The 23074-nt window shown below is 52.8% G+C and carries 17 protein-coding genes and 1 pseudogene; 12 read left to right on the forward strand and 6 right to left on the reverse strand.

Translation table 11 applies throughout. From position 1 onward, the window contains the following. Positions 1-116 precede the first annotated feature (116 nt). The 4 genes and pseudogenes from rpe to BST95_RS01150 form a co-directional block, all read right to left on the reverse strand. Entirely contained in the window at positions 117-785 is a 669-nt protein-coding gene (gene rpe, locus BST95_RS01140) for a ribulose-phosphate 3-epimerase (RefSeq protein WP_084197802.1), read from the reverse strand. A 153-nt stretch (positions 786-938) separates the two neighbouring features. Next, positions 939-1214, reverse strand: a complete 276-nt coding sequence (locus BST95_RS21215; protein WP_420866366.1) for a nucleotidyltransferase family protein — start codon at positions 1212-1214, stop codon at positions 939-941. Positions 1215-1315: 101 nt separating this feature from the next. Continuing rightward, positions 1316-1507, reverse strand: a pseudogene (locus tag BST95_RS21220) (nucleotidyltransferase family protein); the annotation flags it as partial. A gap of 5 nt (positions 1508-1512) precedes the next feature. Then, the gene (locus BST95_RS01150) at positions 1513-2550 is read right to left on the reverse strand and encodes an aminoglycoside phosphotransferase family protein (RefSeq protein ID WP_084197803.1); all 1038 of its coding nucleotides are present in this window, start codon (positions 2548-2550) and stop codon (positions 1513-1515) included. A 98-nt stretch (positions 2551-2648) separates the two neighbouring features. Here BST95_RS01150 and BST95_RS01155 point away from each other — a divergent pair, with 98 nt between their 5' ends. From BST95_RS01155 to BST95_RS01210, 12 genes are all read left to right on the forward strand, one after another. Beyond that, positions 2649-5093: an LPS-assembly protein LptD gene (locus tag BST95_RS01155; RefSeq protein ID WP_084197804.1), complete on the forward strand. Its 2445-nt coding sequence runs from the start codon at positions 2649-2651 to the stop codon at positions 5091-5093. Then, on the forward strand, positions 5083-6363 hold the full coding sequence (locus BST95_RS01160) for a peptidylprolyl isomerase (RefSeq protein ID WP_084197805.1): 1281 nt from the start codon (positions 5083-5085) through the stop codon (positions 6361-6363). Before BST95_RS01155 ends, BST95_RS01160 begins: the two co-directional genes overlap by 11 nt. Before the next feature lie 39 nt (positions 6364-6402). Continuing rightward, positions 6403-7389 (forward strand): 4-hydroxythreonine-4-phosphate dehydrogenase PdxA, encoded by a 987-nt coding sequence (pdxA, locus tag BST95_RS01165; protein ID WP_084197806.1) that lies wholly within the window; start codon positions 6403-6405, stop codon positions 7387-7389. A gap of 75 nt (positions 7390-7464) precedes the next feature. Continuing rightward, positions 7465-9273, forward strand: coding sequence for a hypothetical protein (locus BST95_RS01170; RefSeq protein ID WP_084197807.1), 1809 nt, complete (start codon positions 7465-7467; stop codon positions 9271-9273). Between the two features lie 10 nt (positions 9274-9283). Further along, positions 9284-10546 carry a hypothetical protein gene (locus BST95_RS01175; RefSeq protein ID WP_084197808.1) on the forward strand — a complete coding sequence of 421 codons (1263 nt, stop codon included), beginning with the start codon at positions 9284-9286 and terminating at the stop codon, positions 10544-10546. 59 nt (positions 10547-10605) lie between these two features. Further along, the gene (locus BST95_RS01180) at positions 10606-11955 is read left to right on the forward strand and encodes a hypothetical protein (protein WP_157114435.1); all 1350 of its coding nucleotides are present in this window, start codon (positions 10606-10608) and stop codon (positions 11953-11955) included. 823 nt (positions 11956-12778) lie between these two features. Then, on the forward strand, positions 12779-13129 hold the full coding sequence (locus BST95_RS19510) for a hypothetical protein (protein WP_146004239.1): 351 nt from the start codon (positions 12779-12781) through the stop codon (positions 13127-13129). Between the two features lie 519 nt (positions 13130-13648). Continuing rightward, the gene (locus BST95_RS01195; protein ID WP_146004240.1) at positions 13649-14521 is read left to right on the forward strand and encodes a hypothetical protein; all 873 of its coding nucleotides are present in this window, start codon (positions 13649-13651) and stop codon (positions 14519-14521) included. Next, positions 14518-16176 carry a WcbI family polysaccharide biosynthesis putative acetyltransferase gene (locus tag BST95_RS01200; protein ID WP_084197813.1) on the forward strand — a complete coding sequence of 553 codons (1659 nt, stop codon included), beginning with the start codon at positions 14518-14520 and terminating at the stop codon, positions 16174-16176. The genes BST95_RS01195 and BST95_RS01200 overlap by 4 nt, the downstream gene beginning before the upstream one ends. 78 nt (positions 16177-16254) lie before the next feature. Next, a complete protein-coding gene (locus tag BST95_RS01205) occupies positions 16255-18789 on the forward strand; it encodes a glycosyltransferase (RefSeq protein WP_084197814.1) in 2535 nt (844 codons plus the stop codon). Next, a complete protein-coding gene (locus BST95_RS19905; protein ID WP_169843813.1) occupies positions 18768-19406 on the forward strand; it encodes a hypothetical protein in 639 nt (212 codons plus the stop codon). The genes BST95_RS01205 and BST95_RS19905 overlap by 22 nt, the downstream gene beginning before the upstream one ends. Next, entirely contained in the window at positions 19355-19855 is a 501-nt protein-coding gene (locus tag BST95_RS01210) for an FkbM family methyltransferase (RefSeq protein ID WP_169843814.1), read from the forward strand. Before BST95_RS19905 ends, BST95_RS01210 begins: the two co-directional genes overlap by 52 nt. An 800-nt stretch (positions 19856-20655) precedes the next feature. Here BST95_RS01210 and BST95_RS01215 read toward each other — a convergent pair. Together BST95_RS01215 and BST95_RS01220 are read right to left on the reverse strand one after the other, a co-directional pair. Beyond that, positions 20656-22026, reverse strand: coding sequence for a glycosyltransferase family 4 protein (locus BST95_RS01215; protein ID WP_084197816.1), 1371 nt, complete (start codon positions 22024-22026; stop codon positions 20656-20658). Then, complete coding sequence (locus BST95_RS01220; RefSeq protein WP_084197817.1) at positions 22026-23057, reverse strand: hypothetical protein; 1032 nt, start codon at positions 23055-23057, stop codon at positions 22026-22028. The genes BST95_RS01215 and BST95_RS01220 overlap by 1 nt, the downstream gene beginning before the upstream one ends. Between the last annotated feature and the right edge of the window lie 17 nt (positions 23058-23074).

Here is a 23074-nt window from a genome sequence, read left to right on the forward strand (position 1 = left end):
TGCTGTTTGCACAGCGATCTCCGGATAAGTGGAGCAGCTATTGTACATGGCCGCTTAGTGATCGCAACCGGGGAGATTAGCAGCGGCCGCCCCCTGCCGGTGCGGCTTCACCGTACTTAGACTTTAGCCAACTCGGCCCGCATTTCAGCAATCACTGCAGCGTAATCGGGCTGGTTAAAGATGGCGGAACCCGCCACAAAGGTGTCCGCGCCTGCAGCGGCGATCTCGCGAATATTCTTGGCCGACACACCGCCGTCAATCTCGAGGCGAATGTCGTGGCCAGAGGCGTCAATCAGCGCCCGCGCCTCGCGCAACTTGTCGAGGGTACCCGGGATGAACGACTGACCACCAAAGCCGGGGTTGACCGACATAAGGAGAATCATGTCGACCTTGTCCATCACGTACTTAAGCGCATCCAGGCCCATGGCGGGGTTGAATACCAGGCCCGATTTACAGCCTGCGTCGCGAATCATCTGCAGGGAGCGATCCACGTGGGTGGAGGCGTCCGGGTGAAAGGTGATGTAGGTTGCGCCCGCCTCGGCGAAATCGCCAATGAGGCGATCGACCGGCTGCACCATCAAATGCACATCGATGGGCGCCGTCACACCGTGGTTGCGCAGGGCCTTGCAAACCATCGGGCCGATCGTGAGATTCGGCACATAGTGATTGTCCATCACATCAAAGTGCACCACGTCGGCACCGGCGGCGAGGACATTGTCGACCTCCTCTCCGAGCCGGGCAAAATCGGCGGAGAGAATAGAGGGGGCGATCAGGTAATCAGCCATGGGAGGGCTCCTTCAAATAGTGGCGCTATTCTACCTGTTCCTGCGCCGAACGCACCCTCGCTGTGACCAGCGTATCGAGTTCCGCCAGACGCTCGGGGGTACCCACATCAACCCATTCACCGGGGTAGTACTCTCCGCCCAGGGCACCGGCGGCTATCGCCGCATCCAGCAGCGGCCGCAGGGCCAGGCGGCCAGGGCCAGGCCAGCGAAGAAGGCCGGGGTAAAGAGGGCCACGCCGGCATAGGTATGACCGGGGCGACTGCCCACTCGCTTGCTGACCCGCCCCGCCTCATCCAGGCAAAAATCACCGAGGGGATGATGTTCGGGGTTATCGACCATAACCAGATGCGTCTGCTCCCAGGGTGCCAGGGTGTATTCGCGCAGGCGCTCAAAGGGGTAATCGGTCCAGACATCGCCATTGATGACCATAAACGGCGCGCCTGCCAACAGCGGCAGGGCCTGCTGAATACCCCGGCGGTCTCCAGCGGCTGCAACTCACGCGAGTACGTTATGTTTACACCAAAGGCACGGCCATCACCGAAGTAGTGTTCGATCTGCTCGCCCAGGTGCGCCACATTGATCACGATATCAACCACCCCCAGCGCTGCGAGGCGGCGCAGGTGATGTTCCATCAGCGGCGTATTCGCCACCCGCAACAGCGGCTTGGGCGTGTGCTCAGTCAAGGGGCGCATGCGCTCGCCGAAGCCGGCGGCCAGGATCATGGCCTTCACAGTGCACTGCCCCAGGGCTGCTGGCGAACGGCGGCCATGACATCCGATTCAAACCAGGCTGCCGCCTCGCTTATCGGACCCGGCGTCTCGCCATAACGCGCCAGCATTTCGCGCACATAGCTGACCACCAGTGGCAGGTCATCTAGGTAAGCGGTCTTGCCGTCGCGCAAATACAGGCGCGCGAATGTGCCCAACACCTTGATGTGTCGCTGCAGCCCCATGAGATCAAACCAGCGCAGAAACTGCGGCGGCGACACGCCAACAAGCTCGCCCGCCTGCTGGGCCTGGGCAAGATACTCGAGGGCCCAGGCCTCGACTTTGTCCGCGGGCCAACGCACATAGCAATCGCGCAGCAAGGACACCAGGTCATAACAGGCGGGGCCGACGACGGCATCCTGGAAGTCGATAAGCGCCAGCGCCTCGGAGGGCAGGATCATCAGATTGCGGCTGTGAAAATCGCGATGCACCAACACCCGGGGCTGCTCCAGGGCACTTTCAATCAGTATCGCTTCCAGGTGTTGCCAGCTCGGCGGCGGTGAGGCCAGACCGAGCATTTGTCCGACAAACCACTCGGGAAACCGGCTCAGCTCTTCGCTGAACAGCGCATGGTCATATTTGGCCCAGGTCGGATCATCCGGCAACAGGCGTCCGAACTGGTGCAACATCTGGAAAGCCTGGCCATACCGAGACGCCACCGAGTCCTCATTGAGCTCCGCCAGCAACTGCCGATCGCCCAGATCTTCCAGCAGCCAGTACCCGCACTCGAGATCAGATGCCAGCACCGCCGGCACACGCACATTGCCCGCGGCCAACAGTTGCTGCACGCCCAGGAACTCGCGATTTTTCTCGGTAGCAGGCGGTGCATCGACAACAATATAGCCGGCCTGGCCGCACTCGAGGCGATAGTAGCGGCGCGCACTGGCGTCGCCGGTCAGAGGCGCGAATGCCACCTCGGTCGAAGGCGCTGGACCCTCGCCTCGACGCGTTAACTCACTCAGGGCCCAGGGTTGCAGATCGGTCGGCGTTGGCCGCATAGTCGGGGAGTCTCCACACTCACAATTTTGCCGGACAATCGGCAGGGGATGCTTTAGAATTCGCCATTCACTTAACGCCCGATCCAGAACAAGTAACTATGATCGACAGCCCCACTGGGCCCCCGACACCCAAAAGCCCTATCAGCCTGGCTGTGCTGCTCGTAACACTCGGACTGAGTGCAAACTCCAGCGCACAGGATAACAGCGGCTGGGTCTGCGAAGCCAATGCCGAGGGCGTGCTAAGCGAATGTCGACTCGACCCGCAGGCGAGCCCCGCGCGGCTTGACTGGGTGCACCGGCGCCAGGTGCCCGCTGAACAGATCGACGAGCAATGCCTGCGTTGTGACGGCAGCTATATAGACCCACTGGGGCACCTCGATCGCAGCGAATCACCGGAACTTTCAGACATTCATGCCTCTGCCGGCAGCACCGCCATTCAGGGCAATACCATTACCCTCTCGGACCGGGTTGAGGTCCGCCAGGGCTATCGCCACCTGAGCGCCGACAGCGCCACGCTCGACCGGACCGAGAACGAAGCGCAATTACAAGGCAATATCGAGCTGCGCGAACCCGGCCTGCTGCTGCGCGGCCAGAGTGCCTGGTTCGATTCCGATACAGGTGAGGCCAAACTCCGCTACAGCGAATACGTGCTACACCAACAGCGCCTGCAGGGCATGGCCCAGGAGGTCGACCGGGACAGCGAGGGCATTTTGCATATTCACGGTGGACAGCTGTCTTTCTGTCCTCCCGGCGAGGAAGACTGGCTGATTCGCGCCGACGAGTTGGAACTGGATACCGAGGAGGGTCTGGGCGTCGCCCGTGGTGCCCGCATCGACGTCGCGGGTGTGCCCGTGTTTTACAGCCCCTGGGTGCAGTTCCCGATCGATGACCGACGCCGCACCGGCCTGCTGTGGCCCGACATTGGCAGCGACACCAAGGGTGGCTTGGACGTCTCGGTACCGGTGTACTTTAACCTCGCCCCCGATTACGACCTGCTCTATTCCCCGCGCTATATCCAGGAGCGCGGCGTCAACCACGAGGCCAAGGCCCGCTACCTCAGCCCGGTTGTCGGCAGCTGGACCGTGGGTGGCGCGTGGATGAACGACGACAAGCGCTATGAAGATGAACAGCCAGAGGAGCGCAACCACGACCGCTGGCTCGGCGTGGTGAAACACAACGGCCTGTTCAACCAGCGCTGGCGCTCACGCGTGGACTACAGCCGCGCCAGTGACGTCGACTATATGAAGGACCTGGAAACCTCCAGCCTCGACGCCAAGCGCCGCACCGCCCTGCTCCAGTTGGGCTCGCTCGACTACCTGGGTGACAAATGGATGGCCAACCTGGAAGTGCAGCAGTTCCAGAGCCTGGCGGACGACATTAACAACGACTACAAGAAGCTGCCACAGATCACCGGCCGCTACAGGCCTTCCGGCGAGCCCTTCAAAATTGACCCGATTCTGCTGGCACAGTACTCCAGCTTTGACACCGATGATGAGCGCGTAACCGGTAACCGACTCTACACCGAGGCCGGCGCGTCATATCCCATGCAATGGCAATACGGCTTCCTGAACTCCAGCGCCAAATACCGCTATCTGCACTACGACCTCAATGAACACCCGGACTTCGAGGAAAATAACCCCACCTCGGGCGCTGCCACCGCAACCATCGACGGCGGCCTGTTCTTCGATCGCAGCACCAACATCGCCGGCCGGGGCCTGCTACAGACTCTGGAGCCGCGGGTTTACTACCTGTACAGCGAGTATGACGACCAGACGGACCAGCCCGACTTCGACAGCGCCGAGCTCACCTTCAGCTACAACCAGCTGTTCCGGGGCACGCGCTTTTCAGGCCGCGACCGGATCGACGACGCCAACCAGCTGTCGCTGGGCCTGACCACCCGCTTTATTGACGACACCGATGGCCGCGAGGAATTCAGCGCCAGTATTGGCCAGATTTTCTATTTCCGCGATCGCGAGGTGCGACTAGACCCTCGCGACGAACCCCTGAAGACCGGCGGCTCCGAGGTGGCGGGCGAACTGACGTTCTACCCCAACGAGCGCCTGAGCCTGCGCACCAGCCTGGTGTACGACCCCTATACCGATTCGATGAATTCCGGCAGCTTCCAGACAACCTACGACCCGGGCGATGGCAGCCTGTACAACGTCGGCTACTCCTATCGTCGCCCGCTGACGACCACGTCCAACACCACACCCACCGAGCAGGCCCACTTCTCTTTCTACCTGCCGGCAGGCCGTAACTGGCGGGTATTTGCAGGAATTAACTATTCGGTGGAAGCCCACACCAGCGTGGAAGATATGTTCGGAGTGGAATATGATAGCTGCTGCTGGATGGTGCGCCTGCTGCACCTGCGCTACTACGATACCGACTCCGGCCAGAGAACGACCGATTTCGACGACCCGACGCTCACGCGGGAACATTCCACCCAATTCCAGATCGTACTCAAGGGCATGGGCGGCTTTGGCAGCCGGGCAAATAGCATCATGAAAGATATGATTCGAGGTTTTAACGACAGTGAATATTAAGAACACCCTGCTGGGCGCCAGCCTCGCCGCCCTGACACTGGGCGCAAGTGCCCTGCAAGCCGAAACCCAGATGCTCGACCAGGTGGTGGCCATCGTCGATGACGACGTCATCATGGCCAGCGAACTGCGCGAACGCATTGGTGACATCAAGACCAGCATGGCATCCCGCGGCGGCGAAATGCCCCCGGAAGACGAGCTGGTACGCGAAACCCTCGATCGCCTTATCCTGGAGAGTATTCAGGTTCAAAAAGGCGCTCGCGTGGGTGTGCGCATCTCCGACGCCCAGCTCAACCAGGCGGTGCAGCGCATCGCGGCCCAGAACGGCCTGAGCCTCGAGCAGTTCCTCGGTGTTCTGGAAGCAGATGGCCAGTCCTATGCGGCCCTGCGCGATCAGATCAGAAAGGAGATGATCATCTCCCGGGTGCAGCAGGGTAATGTGAACCAACGCATTGAGATCACCGATCAGGAAGTAGACAACTTCCTGGAAACCGAAGAAGGACAGAAGCTGACGCAGCCTGAGTACCAGGTACTGCACGCCCTGGTAGCAATATCGCCAGATGCCCCGGCTGACGAAGTGGTGCGTGCCGAGGCCTACGTGAACAAGGTGCTCGCCGACATTCGCAGTGGTACGCCCTTTGATCAGGCGGTCAGCGCACCCGGCACCTACAACTTCAGCGGCGGCAATCTCGGCTGGCGCCCGGCAGAAGATCTGCCCTCGCTGTTTGCCGATGTCGCCCCCACACTCAAAAAAGGCGAAACCTCAGATCCGATTCGCTCTGACAGCGGCTTTCACCTGATCAACATGGCCGACAGCCGCGGCACCGAGCAGATGATGGTCGCCCAGACCAAGGCCCGACACATTCTGGTCAAGCCCTCCGAAATCATGACCGACGACGAGGCCAGACAGCTGGCAACCGAACTCAAGGGCCGCGCTGAAGGGGGTGAAGACTTTGCCGACCTCGCCCGTGAATACTCCGAAGACATCGGCTCCGCCCAGGAGGGCGGCGAGCTGGGCTGGACCAGCCCCGGCCAGATGGTGCCCGAGTTTGAGAACGAGATGAACATCACCGCAATCGGTGACATCTCCAGCCCGGTGCGCAGCCAGTTCGGCTGGCATATTATCGAGGTGGAAGATCGCCGCGACGAAGATATGACCAGCATGGCCATCCGTAATCGCGCCAAAAACTACCTGCACAACCGCAAATACCAGGAAGAACTGGATGCCTGGCTGCGCCAGATTCGCGATGAGGCGTTTGTCGACATCAAGTAACGGCGCTGACCGCCGTTACGACACCGAGGCATAGCCCGTTTGACGCCCAGAATCGCCATTACCACGGGTGAACCTGCGGGAATTGGCCCGGATATTACCCTGGCTGTTGCCCAGCGGGCCTGGGACGCTGAGCTGGTCGCCATCGGCGACCCGGATCTACTGCAGGCCAGGGCCTCACAGCTGGGCCTGGACATCCAGATTCAACCCTTTGACCCCGGCGCCACGGCCGAGCCAGCTGCGCCCGGGCGATTATTGGTCGCCCCCATCAACGTGGCAAACACTGTGCATGCGGGGCAACTGGACCCCGCAAACGCCCACTATGTATTGAAGACGCTTGAGCACGGCATTGCGGGCTGCACCGCAGGTACCTATGCCGCCATGGTCACCGCGCCCGTGCAGAAGTCGGTCATTAACGACGCCGGCGTGGCCTTCTCCGGCCACACCGAGCTGCTGGCCGGACTCACTGACACCCCCCGCGTCGTCATGATGCTGGCCACCCGCGAGTTGCGTGTGGCCCTGGCCACCACCCACCTGCCACTGCGGGACGTACCCGATGCGATTACGCCGGCGCTGCTTGAAGAGACGCTGACCATCCTCCACACCGATTTACGGGATAAATTCGGCATCAGCGAACCCCGTATTGCCGTGCTCGGGCTCAACCCCCACGCCGGCGAAGGTGGCCATATGGGCCACGAAGAAATCGACACGATTATCCCCGCCCTGGAGACATTGCGCGCGCGGGGAATCCACTTGCAGGGGCCCCTGCCGGCCGATACCGCGTTTAACCCCAAAGTGCTGGACCAATGCGATGCGGTGTACGCCATGTACCACGACCAGGGCTTACCCACCCTCAAATATGCGGGCTTTGGCGAAGCGGTCAATATCACCCTGGGACTACCCATCATCCGGACCTCGGTTGATCACGGCACGGCCTTGGATCTGGCCGGTAGTGGCAAGGCCGACGCGGGCAGCCTGGCTGCCGCTCTCGATGCCGCGATCGCCATGGCATCAGCCAGCAGTCAGTAAACACCCCGCCGGTTTACACCCCTCTCGCACAACCCTAAAATTACGCTTTGTTTTCGCTAACCCAAGAGTCCCCCAATGTCTGAGCAAACTTCCGCCCCTTCCGGCCTCTACGCATTCGCCGAATGTGAAGTCGTCGATATGCAAAACGGGGCTGTAATGCTCATCGACCGGCACGGTGATGGCCAGTTAATGGTAGCGCCTACCGTAGCCCAGGCCATGCAAATGTGCCGGGAGTTCCGTACGCTGGATCACCATGCCCGTGTACTCACCAATGCTATTCCCGAACTCAAGGGCCAGCAGGCGGACGTGATGAACGTGTTCGGCATGCTCCAGAGTGCCGGTCTGCTGGTCAGCGCCGAAAGCGTGTGCGAGCGGCTGAATGCGCCTGTGCCACCCGCCGTGGATCTGCCGGCGACCCGTGCCTTTATCATTACCTGTGATCGGCCAGCTGCGGTGAAACGCCTGCTGGAATCCATGCTCCACGCCGGCAATCTGACCCGCCACGAGGCCCTGTTCCTGATCGACGATTCCCGCGACCCGGAAAACGCACGCCTGAATCGCGAGGCCATGGAAGACTTCAACATCACCTGTCCGAAGGAAATTCAGTATATCGGCGCTGCAGAAGCAAAGGCCCTGATGAATGGACTGATCGCGGCACTGCCGCAGCATGAGGCCGCCATCCGGTTCTTGGTAGATCGCGAACAATGGGCAGCGGACAAAACTTACGGGCTGGCGCGCAACCTTTGCCTGTTGCTCTCCATGGACCGCCGCGCAATCGTAATGGACGACGACATCATCTGCGCGGCAATCAATGCCCCACACACTCGCCCGGGCCTACACTTCGGCCACACACCGCGCGAAGTGGACATCTACACCGATCAGCAGGAAATGCTGGGGCGCACCCAGAGAGCAGACTTTGACCCACTGAGCGGCCACGCCCAGTGCCTGGGCCTGACCATGGGTCAGGCGATTACCAAGCTAAACGGCAAAGCCATCACCCCAGCCGACCTTGAAGGCGCCAATGCCGCCTATGTCAGCCTGTGGTCAGCAGAATCTCCCGTGCTCGTTACCCAAAGCGGCACCATGGGCGACCCTGGCACACCGGGTACTGAATGGCTGCTCACGCTCGATCCGGCTTCCACCAAGCGGCTACAGCAATTCAACGGTGGGATCGCCGGCGCCCTCGCCTCGCGCCACTACTGGCTGGGGCAACCGCAGCCACTGTTCACCAAGCTCTCCGTGATTTCGCAGATGACCGGCCTGGACAACAGCCAGTTGCTGCCGCCCTACTTCCCCGCGCACCGCGGCGAAGACTATCTGTTTGGCGCGATGACGGAATACCTGCATCCTCACGCTGCCGTGCTCGACTACGCATGGGCCGTTCCCCACCTCCCCCTTGAGCCGCGCCCGGGTAACCCTGAGCCAGCGCCAATTACCGGCAAAGGCAAAGCCAGCGTGAACAAGTACATTACTGACCGCACCCGCTATGAACCCGGTGTATCCGCCCAGACCCGCCTCGCATCATTGGCAACCATGGCCGCTGAACTGGGCGAGGCAGATGATCGCAGCCTGACCACGATCTATCGGAAAGAGGTGGCTGAGAACCAGGGAGCGGAATTAAGCCGTCTGTCGCGGCATCTTCAGGATGGCACCATTCGCGAACCCTCCTGGCAGGACTGGCTACAACGCAGCGCCAATAGCGTTGCGACACAGATGCAGCAGCCCGCCGCGCTGGGGGACTTCAAGGACCTGGCGATTGCCCCGGAGCAACTGCTACCCCGCTTCAAGGGCTACTGCAGCTCGTTCGCTCAGGCGTTGAACGCGTGGAGCGATATTCGCCAGGAGGCTGCCAAGCAAGCCGACCAATGGGTATCAGCACCGTAGACCGCTGGCGATGACCTCCACACACACTCCCGCCATTTCCACTCCCGCTAGTGCGCAGACAATCAGCAACCGCGCATTTGCGGTAGAGTTTGGCTGGGCGTTGTTGGCACTCGCCCTGAGTGCGCTGATCGTCATCGCCACTTATATCTGCCTGTCGCCACTACTCGATCGCTTTGATCAGGAGGCGACCCGAGACAATATTCGCCCCTGGTCCTTTGTGGGTACCGACCTGGCACCGCGCATGGGCAAAGCCCTTCCAAAAGACAAATCGCTGCGCATTACCGAGCTTGCCAGCGGCGTCGACGAGCGTGCCATCTTCAGCCGCCGGACCCGGCTGCAGGCGGCGGACTACCCCTTCCTGGAAAGCACGATCGCCGACCGTCACCCCGGTGCGCACATGTACTTTATCTGGCGCACCGCAAGGGCGCCCGAAGAGGTTTTCTACCTGCCCATTTACTGGACGAACGACAAACCACAGCTCAAGCTGCTGGCCAAGCATGAAGAGTGGCGCGGCACCATTACCGAAATCGGTATTGATGTGTATGGCGATCTTCGCAACCAGGGCCCACTGGTCAGCGAACTGACCTTACAACCGACGTCCGCCTCACATTTACTGCGCGCCATCTGGGGTGAGTGGACCGCCTTCCGGGTATGGACCCAAAAATCAGCCCACCACCTGAAAGGCACACCACCACGCCAAACCCAGTCTGTCACAGCAGCCATGGCCGCATGGGCGGGCACCGCTGTTCTGCTTTTGGTGCTGCTGGGCTTCGCACGCCACCGCCACAGCCCTGTGGCCTGCGCGGCTGCGGTACTGATTCCGTGGCTGGCACTCGATCTGCTGTGGCAAAAGAACCTCAACACGCAACTGGATGAAACGCGCTACCTGTTTGCAGGTAAAACTCAGCACGAGAAGCACCTGGCTGACCGTGAGCACGAGTTGTACAGTTATGGCCTGCATTTGAAAGAGAATGTGCTGCCGACGCCGGGCGTAAGAATTTTCCTGCTAAACAAAGGACCAATACGCGACTACCGCCGTCTGCGCATGCAGTACTACCTGCTGCCGCACAATGTGTTCAATTTCGGCTGGTACCCCACGCCAGACAAACTACAGGATGGCGACTATCTATTGGTACTGGATGAAGTAAAGGGGCTCAGATTTAACGCCGACCACAGTGAACTGCGGTGGCCCAAAAATAAATCCATCCCGGTCGAGCTTGTGGATGAGGGTGAATTCGCTCAACTATACCGCTACAGAGGTGAGGGATCATGACGGCGACGGTAGCCCTGCTACTTCCCTGGCTGGCCGGCGCGGTATGGACATACTGGCTGGTGTCACGCAATGAGCGCTGGAACTGGGCCATTGTCGCCGGGCATGGCTATGTGCTCGGCCTGTTCATCATGACGCTGTGCATCAGGATGTGGGACGCTGCCGGCCTGCAGCTACAGTTTGGAGGAATAGCTGGCTTGCTAGCTGGTGTCACTTTGCTTGGCGCCGCGCTGATCAAGCTGCAACCCGGGCAGCCAGCCGCTGCTGCCCCCTCACCCACCATGCCAGCCTGGAAAAAGGCGATTATTGCTGTGCTACTTGCACTCATAGCTTATCGCTATTTCACCATTTTCCAGGAAATCATTCTCCGGCCGCTGTTCCCCTGGGATGCCTGGATGAACTGGGCGCCAAAAGCCATCGTGTGGTTTGAGCACAAATCCATGGTGCCCTTCGCTGCGCAGCAGGTTTGGCTCAACGCCCCCGCTAGTGAACTGGTCCATATTGAAGGTGCCAAGAATGCCTGGAGGTATCCCATCGGCGTACCACTGGTGCAACTGTGGGGAATGCTGGCTCTGGGCACCAATGACAGCACACTAATATATTTGCCCTGGGGCATGATTGCGCTGGCGATGGGGCTGGCGCTCTATGGTCACCTCAAATTACTGGGGCATAGCACATTGATTGCAGTCGTTGCCGGCTATCTGCTGCTCAGCATGCCCTTCGTCAACGTGCATTCGGCGCTGGCAGGATATGCTGACTTATGGGTGGGGGTGGCCTATGGAATGGGAATTCTCACAATTATGGAATGGAATGCCTCGAGATCGTGGCCCTATACGATACTTGCAGTTCTGATGGCGCTGTTCTGCGCCCTACTCAAGACTCCAGGAATAATCATGGGAGGCTTTATTGTCGCAATACTCGCCACTACATTTTTTCCCGTCAGCCGCACAGTTATGATCGGGTTCTTCGTAATGCTCACGCTGACAATTACGTATGCCTTCATTTTCGGAATCCACCTGAATCTGCAAGGCATAGGCGATATTTCAATCAGCTCAAACATCATAGCGCTGCCATTTATTGGTAGCTTCCCGCTCCAATTTCACGACGTTAGCATCGCAATGACAAATACTATGCTATTTATGATTAACTGGAACATAATATGGTATTTTCTAGCGCCAGCACTGCTGATCTCGATTTTCAAACAACCGGCGGTGATGCTATACAGCATTGAACTTAGAGCGACCTCCGTCACGCTTGGGTTTATTTTTTTCGTCTACTACTTCACCGGGAGGTATGAATTCGCCAATGACTACACTCAGGTAAATAGAGCGCTGATATACGCGATATTGCCCGTACTGCTACTGATACTTCAAGTGCCAGGAGTGGCCCAGTGTAGAGACCTGAAAGCTTGAGCAATAGCAGAACGCTATAGCTGCGCATTGGCTCCCACGAGACGGGCTCCTCATCAATACAAAACTGCCTGTATGAATCCAGCGATCAATTGTCCAAAGCTGGGATCAGCTTATTCTGCCAAGACCCGGACGGAACGGAGCGCACCACCGGAGCCGCCATTACATGGATAAGATTCCTGCTAAATCCCATTAGCAGAATCGAGGGATGAGTGCGCCCGGGTTTTGCCAAAAGGTTTGCCAGATTGGATGGCGACGTGGTCATTTCGGCTGAGACTTTTCCCTGGATATTCGACAGAAAATGCATATTCAAACTATAAGACCAGCTGGATAAATATTTCAGCTAGATCAAGGTCATTTCCTATATACGGCGACAGGATCAACAAGCGATATCGCAGTATCAACAAGCTGCAAGTTACTCCGGGTTTGTAGCATCGTGCTTTTATGGACTAGGGAACCAAGCCTTGCTTGTGTACCGCCCACATTTGAAAAGTATCTCAACTACAACCAAAGGCTCGGACATTAGGCTGACGCATTTGGTGGCGACAATATCTCAATGCGGGTGTTCGAAAAGAACTCTCACCAACAATGATGTGGTCGAAAATTTCTCCACACCACAGGGCGTCCATGGCCAGGCAAGTCTAAAACTAAGAATGAATCCGCAGGAAAGATCCGCACCAAAGTTGGCAGGCTGCTTAGCTTATCTAGTTTTTCCGAAGGCAGCTGGGACCAATTGGCGAATCACTTTCCTAAATCACAAAAATGCTACCGAGTCGAGACCACGCAAGCGTTTTTTTATGCCAATTTCATCAATAGCAATAAGCAATTGAATTCACGTTTCACGATCAGATCAAAAGGCGCTCCTTTTAGCTCAGACTTCGATCCCCATCCTACAATCGCTAATGAAAAATCGAATGAAGAGTCCGCAAATGCCGCCATCACGGGTATGCTACAGGGAGTAAGAGAAATGAAAGAGATCCCAGATAGTGAACTCGAGCTCATTGGACTAGCCGCTGCAGCGTTGTTCGAAAGTGACCCAGCATTGAGTCAAGAATTGGCCAATTTAAGTGAGAAATATCAGAGTCGCGATCCGCAACTGCACGCGGAAGATTCGTTGCGAGCGACGCTGAAATGTACAATCAGAAAAAAGTTCCGATTTTTTGGGAGGAAACCATGAAGAAGCGGTTGACACTCCATATCGGTGACTTCAATACAGGCTCGACAGCCCTGCAAACATCCCTCAGTGAAAATCGAGACAAACTCTACCAACGAGGCATTAACTACCCTGCCTCGGCAAGGCCACGGAGCAAGCCTATCAGCTATGGAGTCCTTTCGCTTAGCACCCTAGACGAGTTTGGTGAGCACACGCCCGAGTGGTAAAGCCGCGGCAAAACTGCAGCTTCGGTCATCCGCGAACTTATGGCTGAGATTTGCACCTCTTCCGCAAACACGATTCTCCTCTCATCAGAAGAATTCTTCAGATTTTCGGGATTAAACAATAGGCAACGAAGAACAGCAGCAAAGAACTGAAGACCACTCGATGTGAGACAGGATAAAGAGCGCCTCACAGGCTCACCTTAATGCTCACACATGTCAGCAACATAGCGAGTCTTGTATATGCTACAATTTTTTGGGGACTTGATGCCAAAGTTAAACAAGGCCACAACATGTTGGCCCACTTAGTGATTTTAATGAAATGGAACTCAAGAGCCTGGCCACCTCGCTTCACCAATCCCCTACTACGAAGGATAGACCAAGGTTCACCGCTAGAGAAAATATGATGCAACACCCATCAAAACTAATAGCGATTATCGCGACTGAACGCACAGGCACCAACTACTTTTGCGACCTCGTTGGAAAAGGACTGCAGCTAAAGCAGATGTGGGAAATTTTTCACCCACACGTGCCGTTTGGGCTCACGCCAGAGGACATTGCTTCGGGGTGCAATATTTCAATAGAGCGAGTACAAAAAATGTCCGACATCGATCGTGCTTCTCTGGTCAGAAAAAACTGTAGCGGCATGGTCACATACCTATCCGGGCTCGAAGAAACTTCGCTTTTCAAAATTTTCCCGAATCACCTAAATGCGAAACAGGTACGTAGGCAAATCCTTAAAAACCAGAAGGTTCAGAAAGTTATAGTTGACCGCAACGTAATCGACGTTTATATAAGCGAGCTAAAAGCGGGCCATATCCAGAAATGGGGACACGAAGACACCTCGGAAATCCGCGTCATGATCGACTTCGGCAGATTTGAAAAGTGGCTGCAGGAAAGGCGGAGATGGTATTCCCATGCTCTCGAAATATTGCAGTCCAGCGGACAGGATTATATCTACTACCCGTATTCTAAGATTTCCTCTTTGTCTCCAGAAGACCTTGTCCGCGATTTCCATTCCAGTTTGAGCAGTGTGGGGATCGAAGTTGAGAGTCGTGAAGGAGAGTTAGAAAATCTTCTGCAAAAGCAAGATCGGTCAAAGTCTTACTCGGAAAAAGTAAACAATTGGGACGAATTTCAGCGACAAGCAGACCGCATACAGTTTGATCTTAAAAGCTCGTTTCTTAACCAATGAAGATTGCCATATTCGCTAACTGTCAAGCCGAAGCACTAGCAATCCTAGTTGATGGAATCTATACCCCCCGATTTGAAGTCATTTTTAGAAAGCCAACTTTCCTATGGGAGGATTGTGACGAAACCGCCGTGAACTCAGCGCTCGCTGACGCTGATATATTGCTGTATCAGCCGCATATTGCTCATACCTGGTTACCATCATGGAAGACTAGCGACTACTGGACTAGAACTACCGTGGCGACCCAAATCATTAGCTTTCCGTCGATTTACTTTTCCGGGTATAGCCCGGAACTCACCTACGTCCGAAAACCCGATGGAAGTCATTTAAATAATGGTCTATGCGACTATCACGATAAAAGAATAATTTACTGCTACTTAATGGGCCTTCCCGAGTATGAAACAGCAAGACTGCTAGGGGACTTTCAGCTACACAGAGAGACAGTGAGAAGAAATATTGAGCTATCTCTAGAGGAACTCGAACGGCGAGAGAACGAGCAGAATTTAAGTGTAAGGCTGAAGCATTACATCGCAGAGAACTGCTTTCATGATCGCCTTTTTTTCACTTTCAATCATCCAAGCAACAAGATCCTTTATGAAGTTGTAAAACAACTCTTAAGTAAACTTGGCCTTGAACACACACCTATCCCCTCCGTACCCCACGAATTACTCGGATTCGATATTTTCCCACTTCAAAATGAAGTAAGAGATAGCCTGCAAGCGTGCTCCATACGAAGTGAACATGACTATGTAATACAAGGTAATCCAATGAGCACATTGGAAATCGTTCAACGCTACTACCAAATCTATCGTGACAATCAGCAAATTGTGCAAAATTTTCGCGAAGCTAATGAAGAGATCTTTAAACCAGTAGATGAGGCCTATCAAAGCATGCTGACAGAGAGAGAAGCTAGCGGAACGCAATTCGAATACGATTCAATGAACTTTGAACAGGCGTTTTACCACAAAGAGAAAGCACAGGACCGACTTCGAGATCTGACATTGGACGACGTGCATTTCACCCTGACCAAGTGCGACCCGCAAACCCTTTCTTTCTACTCCGATATCGCGTTTCACCTGCGTCGGCTTTACCCTGAAATTGATGGAGGCATAAAGCGCGTATTAGACGTGGGTTCACGCACAGGCGCAGGCAGCGCACTGCTTCAAAAAATTCATCATCCAGAGTCCTTCAGTGCAGTGAGAATGCAAGTTGAAGCAATCGACATTGAAGAAAAGTTTGAGCCATACGTTAATGCCTTTTCCCCTGAGATCAGTTACACAGTGGGGGATATTTTTGATTTACCCGCTAACTCTAGAGAAATTGTTATCTGTAGCCATACTATCGAGCATGTTTCTAATCCTGCCGCATTTATAGATAGGCTGTGTGATATTGCCAAAGAGTTCGTCATCATCGCGTGCCCCTTTGAAGAACCTAGCTCAAACCTAATTCCGGGTCACGTTCACAGTATCGATCGCAAATTTATAAGACAGTTTAATCCCGTTTTTCTAGAAATTTATAATAGTATGCACTGGCATCAATCCAAAGCCTGCATTTTCGCAATAAATTGTGGATACAAGAATCAAACTCATCTACGAAGAATAGTGCGTAAAATCAGAAACAAATTGCGCCCCCTGAAATCCACGTTCAAAAAAAATTAACCATTTAGAGCGCGCGGTGACGACCGTCGCAAAGAAAATGGAATCGCGGCGAAATATCCTAGGAGTAATTTTTCAACGATGTACAAACGAATAGTTATCATAGACCCAAATCTTAAAGACACGTTTGGGCACAGCTATCGCTATGTGAGGACTCTGGCAGCGAACTATCCGAAATCTGAAATCTTTCTCTCGGCGGGCACCAAGAATCTATCTGACGCAGGAGCGGGAGTAAAACTGTTACCAGCCGTGGTTGAAGACATATACGATACGACCAAATTGGGGCGAATCTCATTAAAACATAGAATCCTTCGCCGAGCTGAGTACATATACCAAGCAAACGTGGATGAATTTAATCAAAAGTCGGGGCTGTCGAAAGCTGCGATGTTTGTTCTTCGAGCCTGCTTGATGCTATCGAAGCTCACGATTTCGCTATCAGAGTTTCTGGGCAGCTTATTCCGCAGACACACCAAATTCGATGACGATTTCGCTTCTAGCCTTCACAAAATTCTTGAGCCACTCAGTCTGACTGAACACGACCTCGTAGTTTTTCAAACTATGCTGTGGCCTCAGTTCGACTCTATGATGGAATTGCTTGTTCTGACCGAGAAAAAGCCGTACGAAGCTCATGCATTGTTCGTGGTCCATGATGATGCCAGAACCTATTATTCACATTACAACCAGTTTCCACTGCGAAAGTTTTATCAGCGAGTGCAGGAGAATCTACCCTTTATTAAAAGCAAAATACTGGTCACAAGCAGCAACTTACAACGTGTTGCTGACATAGAGTATGGAGCAAGGACGGAAGTCGTTGCCGATGTCAATGATAAAGCCATATTAGCTAATGTCGACCGAAAGAAAGGAGCACAGCCAGGAACGAAGTTGGTTTTTGTTCCTGGAGCATATCGCGGCGACAAGAATTTTTCGTCCGTCCTCGATTATGCGCACTACCTAGATTCTCTGGGAATTCCAGAGCTTTGTTTGATGGTTCACAAAAGCGTTCTCCTTGAGTTAGGCCCGAAGCTCGCGGAGTATTCCTTTGTGACGTATTACGAAACTTTGCCGAGCTACGTAGAATATATAACGCTTATTGCTGATGCCGATGTCATATTCATTCCTTATGGCGAAGAGTATATTAATCGAATTTCAGGAATCCTGAACGAGGCGGCGCTTGTTGGTACCCCATGCTTATGCTGGAAGAGGATCGCAGATGCAGTTCACATTAAGGATCCCATTGGCACCTTTGAGAATGTAGAGACTGCCGCAAAAGCAACAGCTCAAATAGTAAATTCATCTTACGATTGCTCAGATTTTTATAATGAAAATTCGAATAGAACAGTTTTCGAGCACCTTGAGTGCGCAGATGGTTGGACTCACTTCAAGAACAAGCCTATAGCAGTACAAAGTAAACCGTCCTGGCATAGATGTGGAAGTACTTCCATCTTTGAAGCCCAGCTTCAGTCTACTCTGGATAACGACTACTTTGTTATTGAATTATTTATCAATAGTGGTCTCCCTGTCTTTGATGACAGTAAGTTATCCCGCTGGAAGGCGGAGATTCTTAGGAGCAACAGAAAGTATGTAGGTGCCTCAATCGCTCGTGTAATTCCAAAATCACCGAACCTATCCGACCTTTTAAGCTATCTTTTACAGCGTCGGCGTGAAAGTAGTTTGAAGCAGCGAACGATCAAGCGGGCTTGGGGTAAGATCGACAAACCGCTCGCGAGGTTTTTTAAGCAGAATCCAGTTGAGATTGAGATCACAAACCATATTTATAATACGCTCATGATGGAAAAGCTGTTCACCCCAAATAGGCGTATTATCGAGACACATGATGTCCAAGCGAGACAAGAGAAGATCGAACTAGGTAACCAAGTCAGCTATCAGCAGTCATTGATATCTGAACTTCAACTTCTGGAGAGGTTTGACGTTCTGGTAAACCTTAACCATGCGGAGCATTGCTTTTTCAAGAAACTGGTATCGACCGAATCAGTCTTTATTTCGCCCTATATCAACGAAAGTTCAGAAGATACCAGCTACGAAACACTCCATCGCCTCATTGAAAGTGAATCACATGATAAGACTGCTTTATCCGTTGATTTGAAGGAGCAATACGACCTCATTTTTATAGGAGACGGACATCCGGCAAATGTAAACTCACTAAATTGGTTTATTGAAGAGGTCTTCCGTCAGACTGAAAATACCTCTCTACTAGTGGTAGGGTCGATCGGATCTAAATTGAATATTTCTTCGGAGTTAAACAAAAGAATACATAGAGTCGGCTATCTGCATAGCCTAGCCAATATCTATGACTTTGCGCTGATCAATATACTTCCAGATATTGATGGCGCGGGCATACCGATCAAGACGCATACAGTAATATCTAAAGAGCTGTGTTTTGCCGCTACTGAGTTCGCTATGCGAGGCTTCGATCTTGATGGCCTATGGAATGTCAGAGGCAAGTCTGTTGCAGAATCTGATTACATGGCAGCAGATATTGTAGCGCTTTTATCGGACCCCGAGGTTTATGAGCAGCGATTAGAGACTTCGAGGAAGCTCAAGGTTCAAATTTCGAAGGAGTCTTACGAGTCAAAATGGTCAAACCTTATCCAATGATTGCTAAACCTGAACAAGGCCTGCTAGTCGATATCGTAAAGCCAGCAGAGTTCCTGTCTTTGTTCGTAGACGAGCGAAACTACCTTGCGTCAGAAGCCGGAATAATTTCTATAAAAGGCTATGCCGTCTTTAGAAAGGATATTATTCAGAGAATATCACTAGTCGATGCTGAAAAAGGCATTGTCTCGAGTGCGGAAATAAATTTAGAAACTGACTTTATGGCAACTCGATTCCCTGATGAGCCCGGCGCTTCCAAGTCTGGCTTTCTTCTTACACTGCAAGTTGAGAAAATCGCGGAGGAAGGGCTCGGATTGGTCGCATGCGCTGGAGATAGAGAGTTCAACATTGGAACGGTCCGGCCATTCAATGCAATTCCTGTAGGACGCACACCTTATTGCTCAGTAGTGAATTTCGAGGGTGATGGCTCAATTTTTATGGTTTGCGATTCGGAAGACGCCATTCAGGGGGCTATCACGGATCAGGAAGGTTCTACGAAGAATCTCTGCTCAAATATACTCAAGATTTCGTCCCCAAAGATACGCTTATACTCGATATTGGTGCAAACGTGGGCAACCACACAGTATTCTACGCAAAATATTATGGAGCGAAGGAGGTGATCCCATTCGAGCCAAACCCGGCTGCATACCAAACATTGATCGAGAATTGCAGACTCAACCGGCTGACGAATATTAACCTCGCGTACCTGGGACGGGTTGTCAGCCATCTCGATCTTGAGTATGAGATTTCACATAATCCAGAGGGCAATCTTGGAGGCGTCGCATACTCACCGCGAGAAGGGCAAGGATCTCCGAGCATAAGTATCGATAGAATTCCCATAAGAGATATTGTCGGTCTAATCAAAGTCGATGTTGAGGGAATGGAGTTAGATGTGCTTAAGAGCGCGAAGAAGTTGATTCAACGAGACAGCCCCGTCATCGTCGTGGAAGTGACCGATGCAACAGCAGCAAGTTGCAAAGAATACCTTTCAAGTCTTCATTACAGAATCGACCGCGAATACAAGATGTACATAGGTATCTGGACACTTGTAGCCCTGAAGGATTGTTAGTAATGTCGAACTTTGGGCGTTTCGTATTTATCGGCGGAATGCCACGGAGCTCTACAACATTTGCGGCGTCACTATTGAATCAGCACAGTGCAGTTCACATTACGGATGAGTGACATGCTTACCGTCATCCGTCGTTCTGGACATTCTGGCGCGACTATAACCAAGGATTTGCTCACGAACGGGAGTCTTGGAGAGGTCTTAATGATCACATGTTGCTAGAAGGGCGACGTAGAATTCATTTAGCGCTGTGGGACTCAGGTAGTCGGAATAAAGTCGAAGAGTGCCAAATCGTAGGTAACAAAACTCCAGGCATCGAACAATATCTGCCAGAACTCATTGACGACTTCGCAGGGTGTGAAATCAGTGTAGTACAATGTCTTAGGGACCCTCTTGAGGTGGCACAATCTATTTTGTCCATGCCTTGGTGCGGAGGGTTAGTGGGCGACAGCACAAAAGAAAAGGCAGAGAACTTTGCCAATTATATTTAACAAGAGTACGCAAAGAGCCAGGATGGCTTCGACGCCATAATAGAACGCGGCGCACCCGTAACCACTTTCTCAATTGCCAGGAAGCAATCAGCAGGTTATCTTGAAAATGTTTTCCAACAGGTCACCGGGATTCGCCCGACTGAGTCTTCTTTTGGGAGTATCCAGTTGGTTGACGACTGGCCCCCACACCTGCGTATTCAGCCGTCTGATGCACTTCGCGAAGCCGTAAATGAAGCTGTCATGTCGAAGCCGCTACTAGCGATTATTCGCGAAGCCTCGTAAGACTGTAAAATGTAACCTCGGATAGCATCCTCAGGTTGAAGCGGGAGCATCTCTATTAACCACACCTGAAATCGTCGAAACGAGATCGACACCTTCGAATTTTTTGATGTAAGCCTTGTAAAGGTCTCGGCTATCCCGGTGTGCCTCAACAAGCATCTCCGGGCACTCGGCAATTTTCTCGACAAGTGCAACCAATGCTTTACTGTCCTGAGACAAATGAAATATGGAAGTCGCATCCAGGCCTGCACTCGCAGCCCTGGTAGTCAGTAGGGGTTTGTCGTGCGCAAGTGCCTCCACATTCTTGACTTTAAGACCAGAGACCAAAGTATCCGGATTAATAACAATGTGACATTGTTCATACAGTTGATCAACATTGTCTACAAAACCAAGCAACGTTACCTCCGGAGGCAAGCGATCACCGGCCAAATCACCGCAGACGCTACCAGCCACTATGAGCCTATAACTACAGCGCTTCCTAATCTGCGCGATGAAATTGCGTATTGCGTTGACGTTTGGTCTATGGGATGAGGCCAAATATCCGAGAATAAGGGGTGAGCCCGCTCTAGGTTTGAGCTCGTTTATGGAAATCGATTCTGCCGGGATATAGGGTAAGGTGATCGTATCAGTTATTCCCAATTCACTCCTAAAGAATGTTTCTTCTTCGTTGGTGATGGCAATAGTCAGATCAGCACGCTCCAAACCTTTCTTTTCTTGATTCCGATCGAGTGAATAGAAAAATGCGGTATTGTCACCAATACTGTCGAAAATGCGCTGGTTTCTGTCGGAAAAAACATCGTGACTGACCAATATCTTACTGGTTTCAGGTTTCAGATACTCGAAAACACGACTCAAATACACATAACTAACTATGCAATGCTCATATCGCTTTAAGTGCACTAGGGAGGCTATAAACTGGATAAGGTCAAAACCGCATAGAGCATCTAAATTGTTAATATTCGTCGGCGTAAGCGACTCACTTAACTTGGTGACATCTACGCCGGATCGCAGATAATAGGCGTTGTCCCATAGCTTGGACCGAGGCTGCCAGCTATTGTGCCCATAGATTACCGTATCGATCTTGTAACCTTGGGCAACAAACTGCCTACAAATACTGTCGACATAAATGCTCGACGCATCAGACCCATGGAACGGTAGAACCAGGAGAATCGCCCTTCGGTCAAGGTCAGAGGATGCTTCGATAGTGGGCACCAAACATTGACCGTGCGGCAGCTTTCCACGCGCGAACTCTGAAGACAGGGCCTTATCGATAAAGACTCTGCTGCGAGGATGCGAAATTATCGAGCTGATTGCGCGCCAAAGCAACTGGCCAGGCTTGGTGTAGTAGATTCGCCGTAAAAACCGGCGATAAGCTGATTCATTTTCCCGTCTTGGGTCTTGCATTACCACAATGCTCTTTTAAGCTTCCGATAGCTTTTCACAGACAACAGTTTCAAAACCTGCCCGAGAAACGGAAAGAATCGCTGATCAAGAATGGCATCGTTTCTGTTAACAAGCTCCTCGTGAACAATCAGATCGTTCATCGTAAATCGCGACTTGGCAGCTGGGAGCCCCTCCTCTCGACAGAAAGACTCATACCTTTCATTGATCTGATCTACCTTACGATGCAGCTTTTCCATATTCTCGCGACTCGTTAAGATCTGGCTGCATAAATAGGTTCGGCGAGTTTCTCTTGGCCAAACGAGTCTGATTTTGTTGAGCCGATTTATCTCTAGCGCTCTAAGATTGCCACTTACATTAACCCGGGAGGGTGATGAAGCATTGAGGTCCTGACACTCCATCCCTAGAGCACACTTGAACATATTCAGATGTTCTTGCGGCTCATTTCGATACGGAAGGATAATGGCACTGTCGTACCCAAAACAATCACGCCAAAAATCAGAAGTCTCTCGCGGAAGCATCAATTTATCATTGGTAATGAAAAAAAAATCCGTGAAACGTCGATTGGGACGCAAACTCTGACTTTTATTCGCCTGATTGTACCAAGAGCAAATAAAGTCATATGGCTCTCTGACGAACAAGATTGTCTTAACTGTCATTCCATGAAACAACGCTTGAAAGGATTCTTTTGCTCGTTCTTTCACAACGTGACTTCGGGTGCCGAGGAAGTAAAATTCTTCAGAGGACAATATGATGTTCGCAGCCGAACTGTTTTCTATCTCAGCTCTTACGCGTTGCACAACAGATTCAAAGCGCTCGGAATCGACATACCATTCTGGAGTGTGCTCTCCAAGATCAGATAGAAAGCTGAGTGGGATTTTACCATGGTTAGGACTTTTCCGATTACTGGGTCGCCCCGAGAGTATGTAATCAAACCCGGCAGACAAAAGGGCGCCGCGATGCTCGAGACAATACTCTTGAATGGCAGAACTTCCAGTTTTGAAGTTGCCAATATGAATGAATACTGTTTTCATTATTGCACTATCTCAAA

This window comes from Halioglobus japonicus (assembly GCF_001983995.1).
Classification (GTDB): domain Bacteria; phylum Pseudomonadota; class Gammaproteobacteria; order Pseudomonadales; family Halieaceae; genus Halioglobus; species Halioglobus japonicus.

What these genes read in the sequence shown, in the direction of transcription:
- BST95_RS01220 (WP_084197817.1), bottom strand. Translation starts at nt 23,057, where the DNA reads ATGAAAACAGTATTCATTCATATTGGCAACTTCAAAACTGGAAGTTCT.
- BST95_RS01205 (WP_084197814.1), top strand. Translation starts at nt 16,255, where the DNA reads ATGTACAAACGAATAGTTATCATAGACCCAAATCTTAAAGACACGTTT.
- rpe (WP_084197802.1), bottom strand. Translation starts at nt 785, where the DNA reads ATGGCTGATTACCTGATCGCCCCCTCTATTCTCTCCGCCGATTTTGCC.
- BST95_RS01150 (WP_084197803.1), bottom strand. Translation starts at nt 2,550, where the DNA reads ATGCGGCCAACGCCGACCGATCTGCAACCCTGGGCCCTGAGTGAGTTA.
- BST95_RS01215 (WP_084197816.1), bottom strand. Translation starts at nt 22,026, where the DNA reads ATGCAAGACCCAAGACGGGAAAATGAATCAGCTTATCGCCGGTTTTTA.
- BST95_RS01175 (WP_084197808.1), top strand. Translation starts at nt 9,284, where the DNA reads ATGACCTCCACACACACTCCCGCCATTTCCACTCCCGCTAGTGCGCAG.
- BST95_RS01170 (WP_084197807.1), top strand. Translation starts at nt 7,465, where the DNA reads ATGTCTGAGCAAACTTCCGCCCCTTCCGGCCTCTACGCATTCGCCGAA.
- BST95_RS01195 (WP_146004240.1), top strand. Translation starts at nt 13,649, where the DNA reads ATGGAACTCAAGAGCCTGGCCACCTCGCTTCACCAATCCCCTACTACG.
- BST95_RS01200 (WP_084197813.1), top strand. Translation starts at nt 14,518, where the DNA reads ATGAAGATTGCCATATTCGCTAACTGTCAAGCCGAAGCACTAGCAATC.
- BST95_RS19905 (WP_169843813.1), top strand. Translation starts at nt 18,768, where the DNA reads ATGGTCAAACCTTATCCAATGATTGCTAAACCTGAACAAGGCCTGCTA.
- BST95_RS21215 (WP_420866366.1), bottom strand. Translation starts at nt 1,214, where the DNA reads ATGGTCATCAATGGCGATGTCTGGACCGATTACCCCTTTGAGCGCCTG.
- BST95_RS01155 (WP_084197804.1), top strand. Translation starts at nt 2,649, where the DNA reads ATGATCGACAGCCCCACTGGGCCCCCGACACCCAAAAGCCCTATCAGC.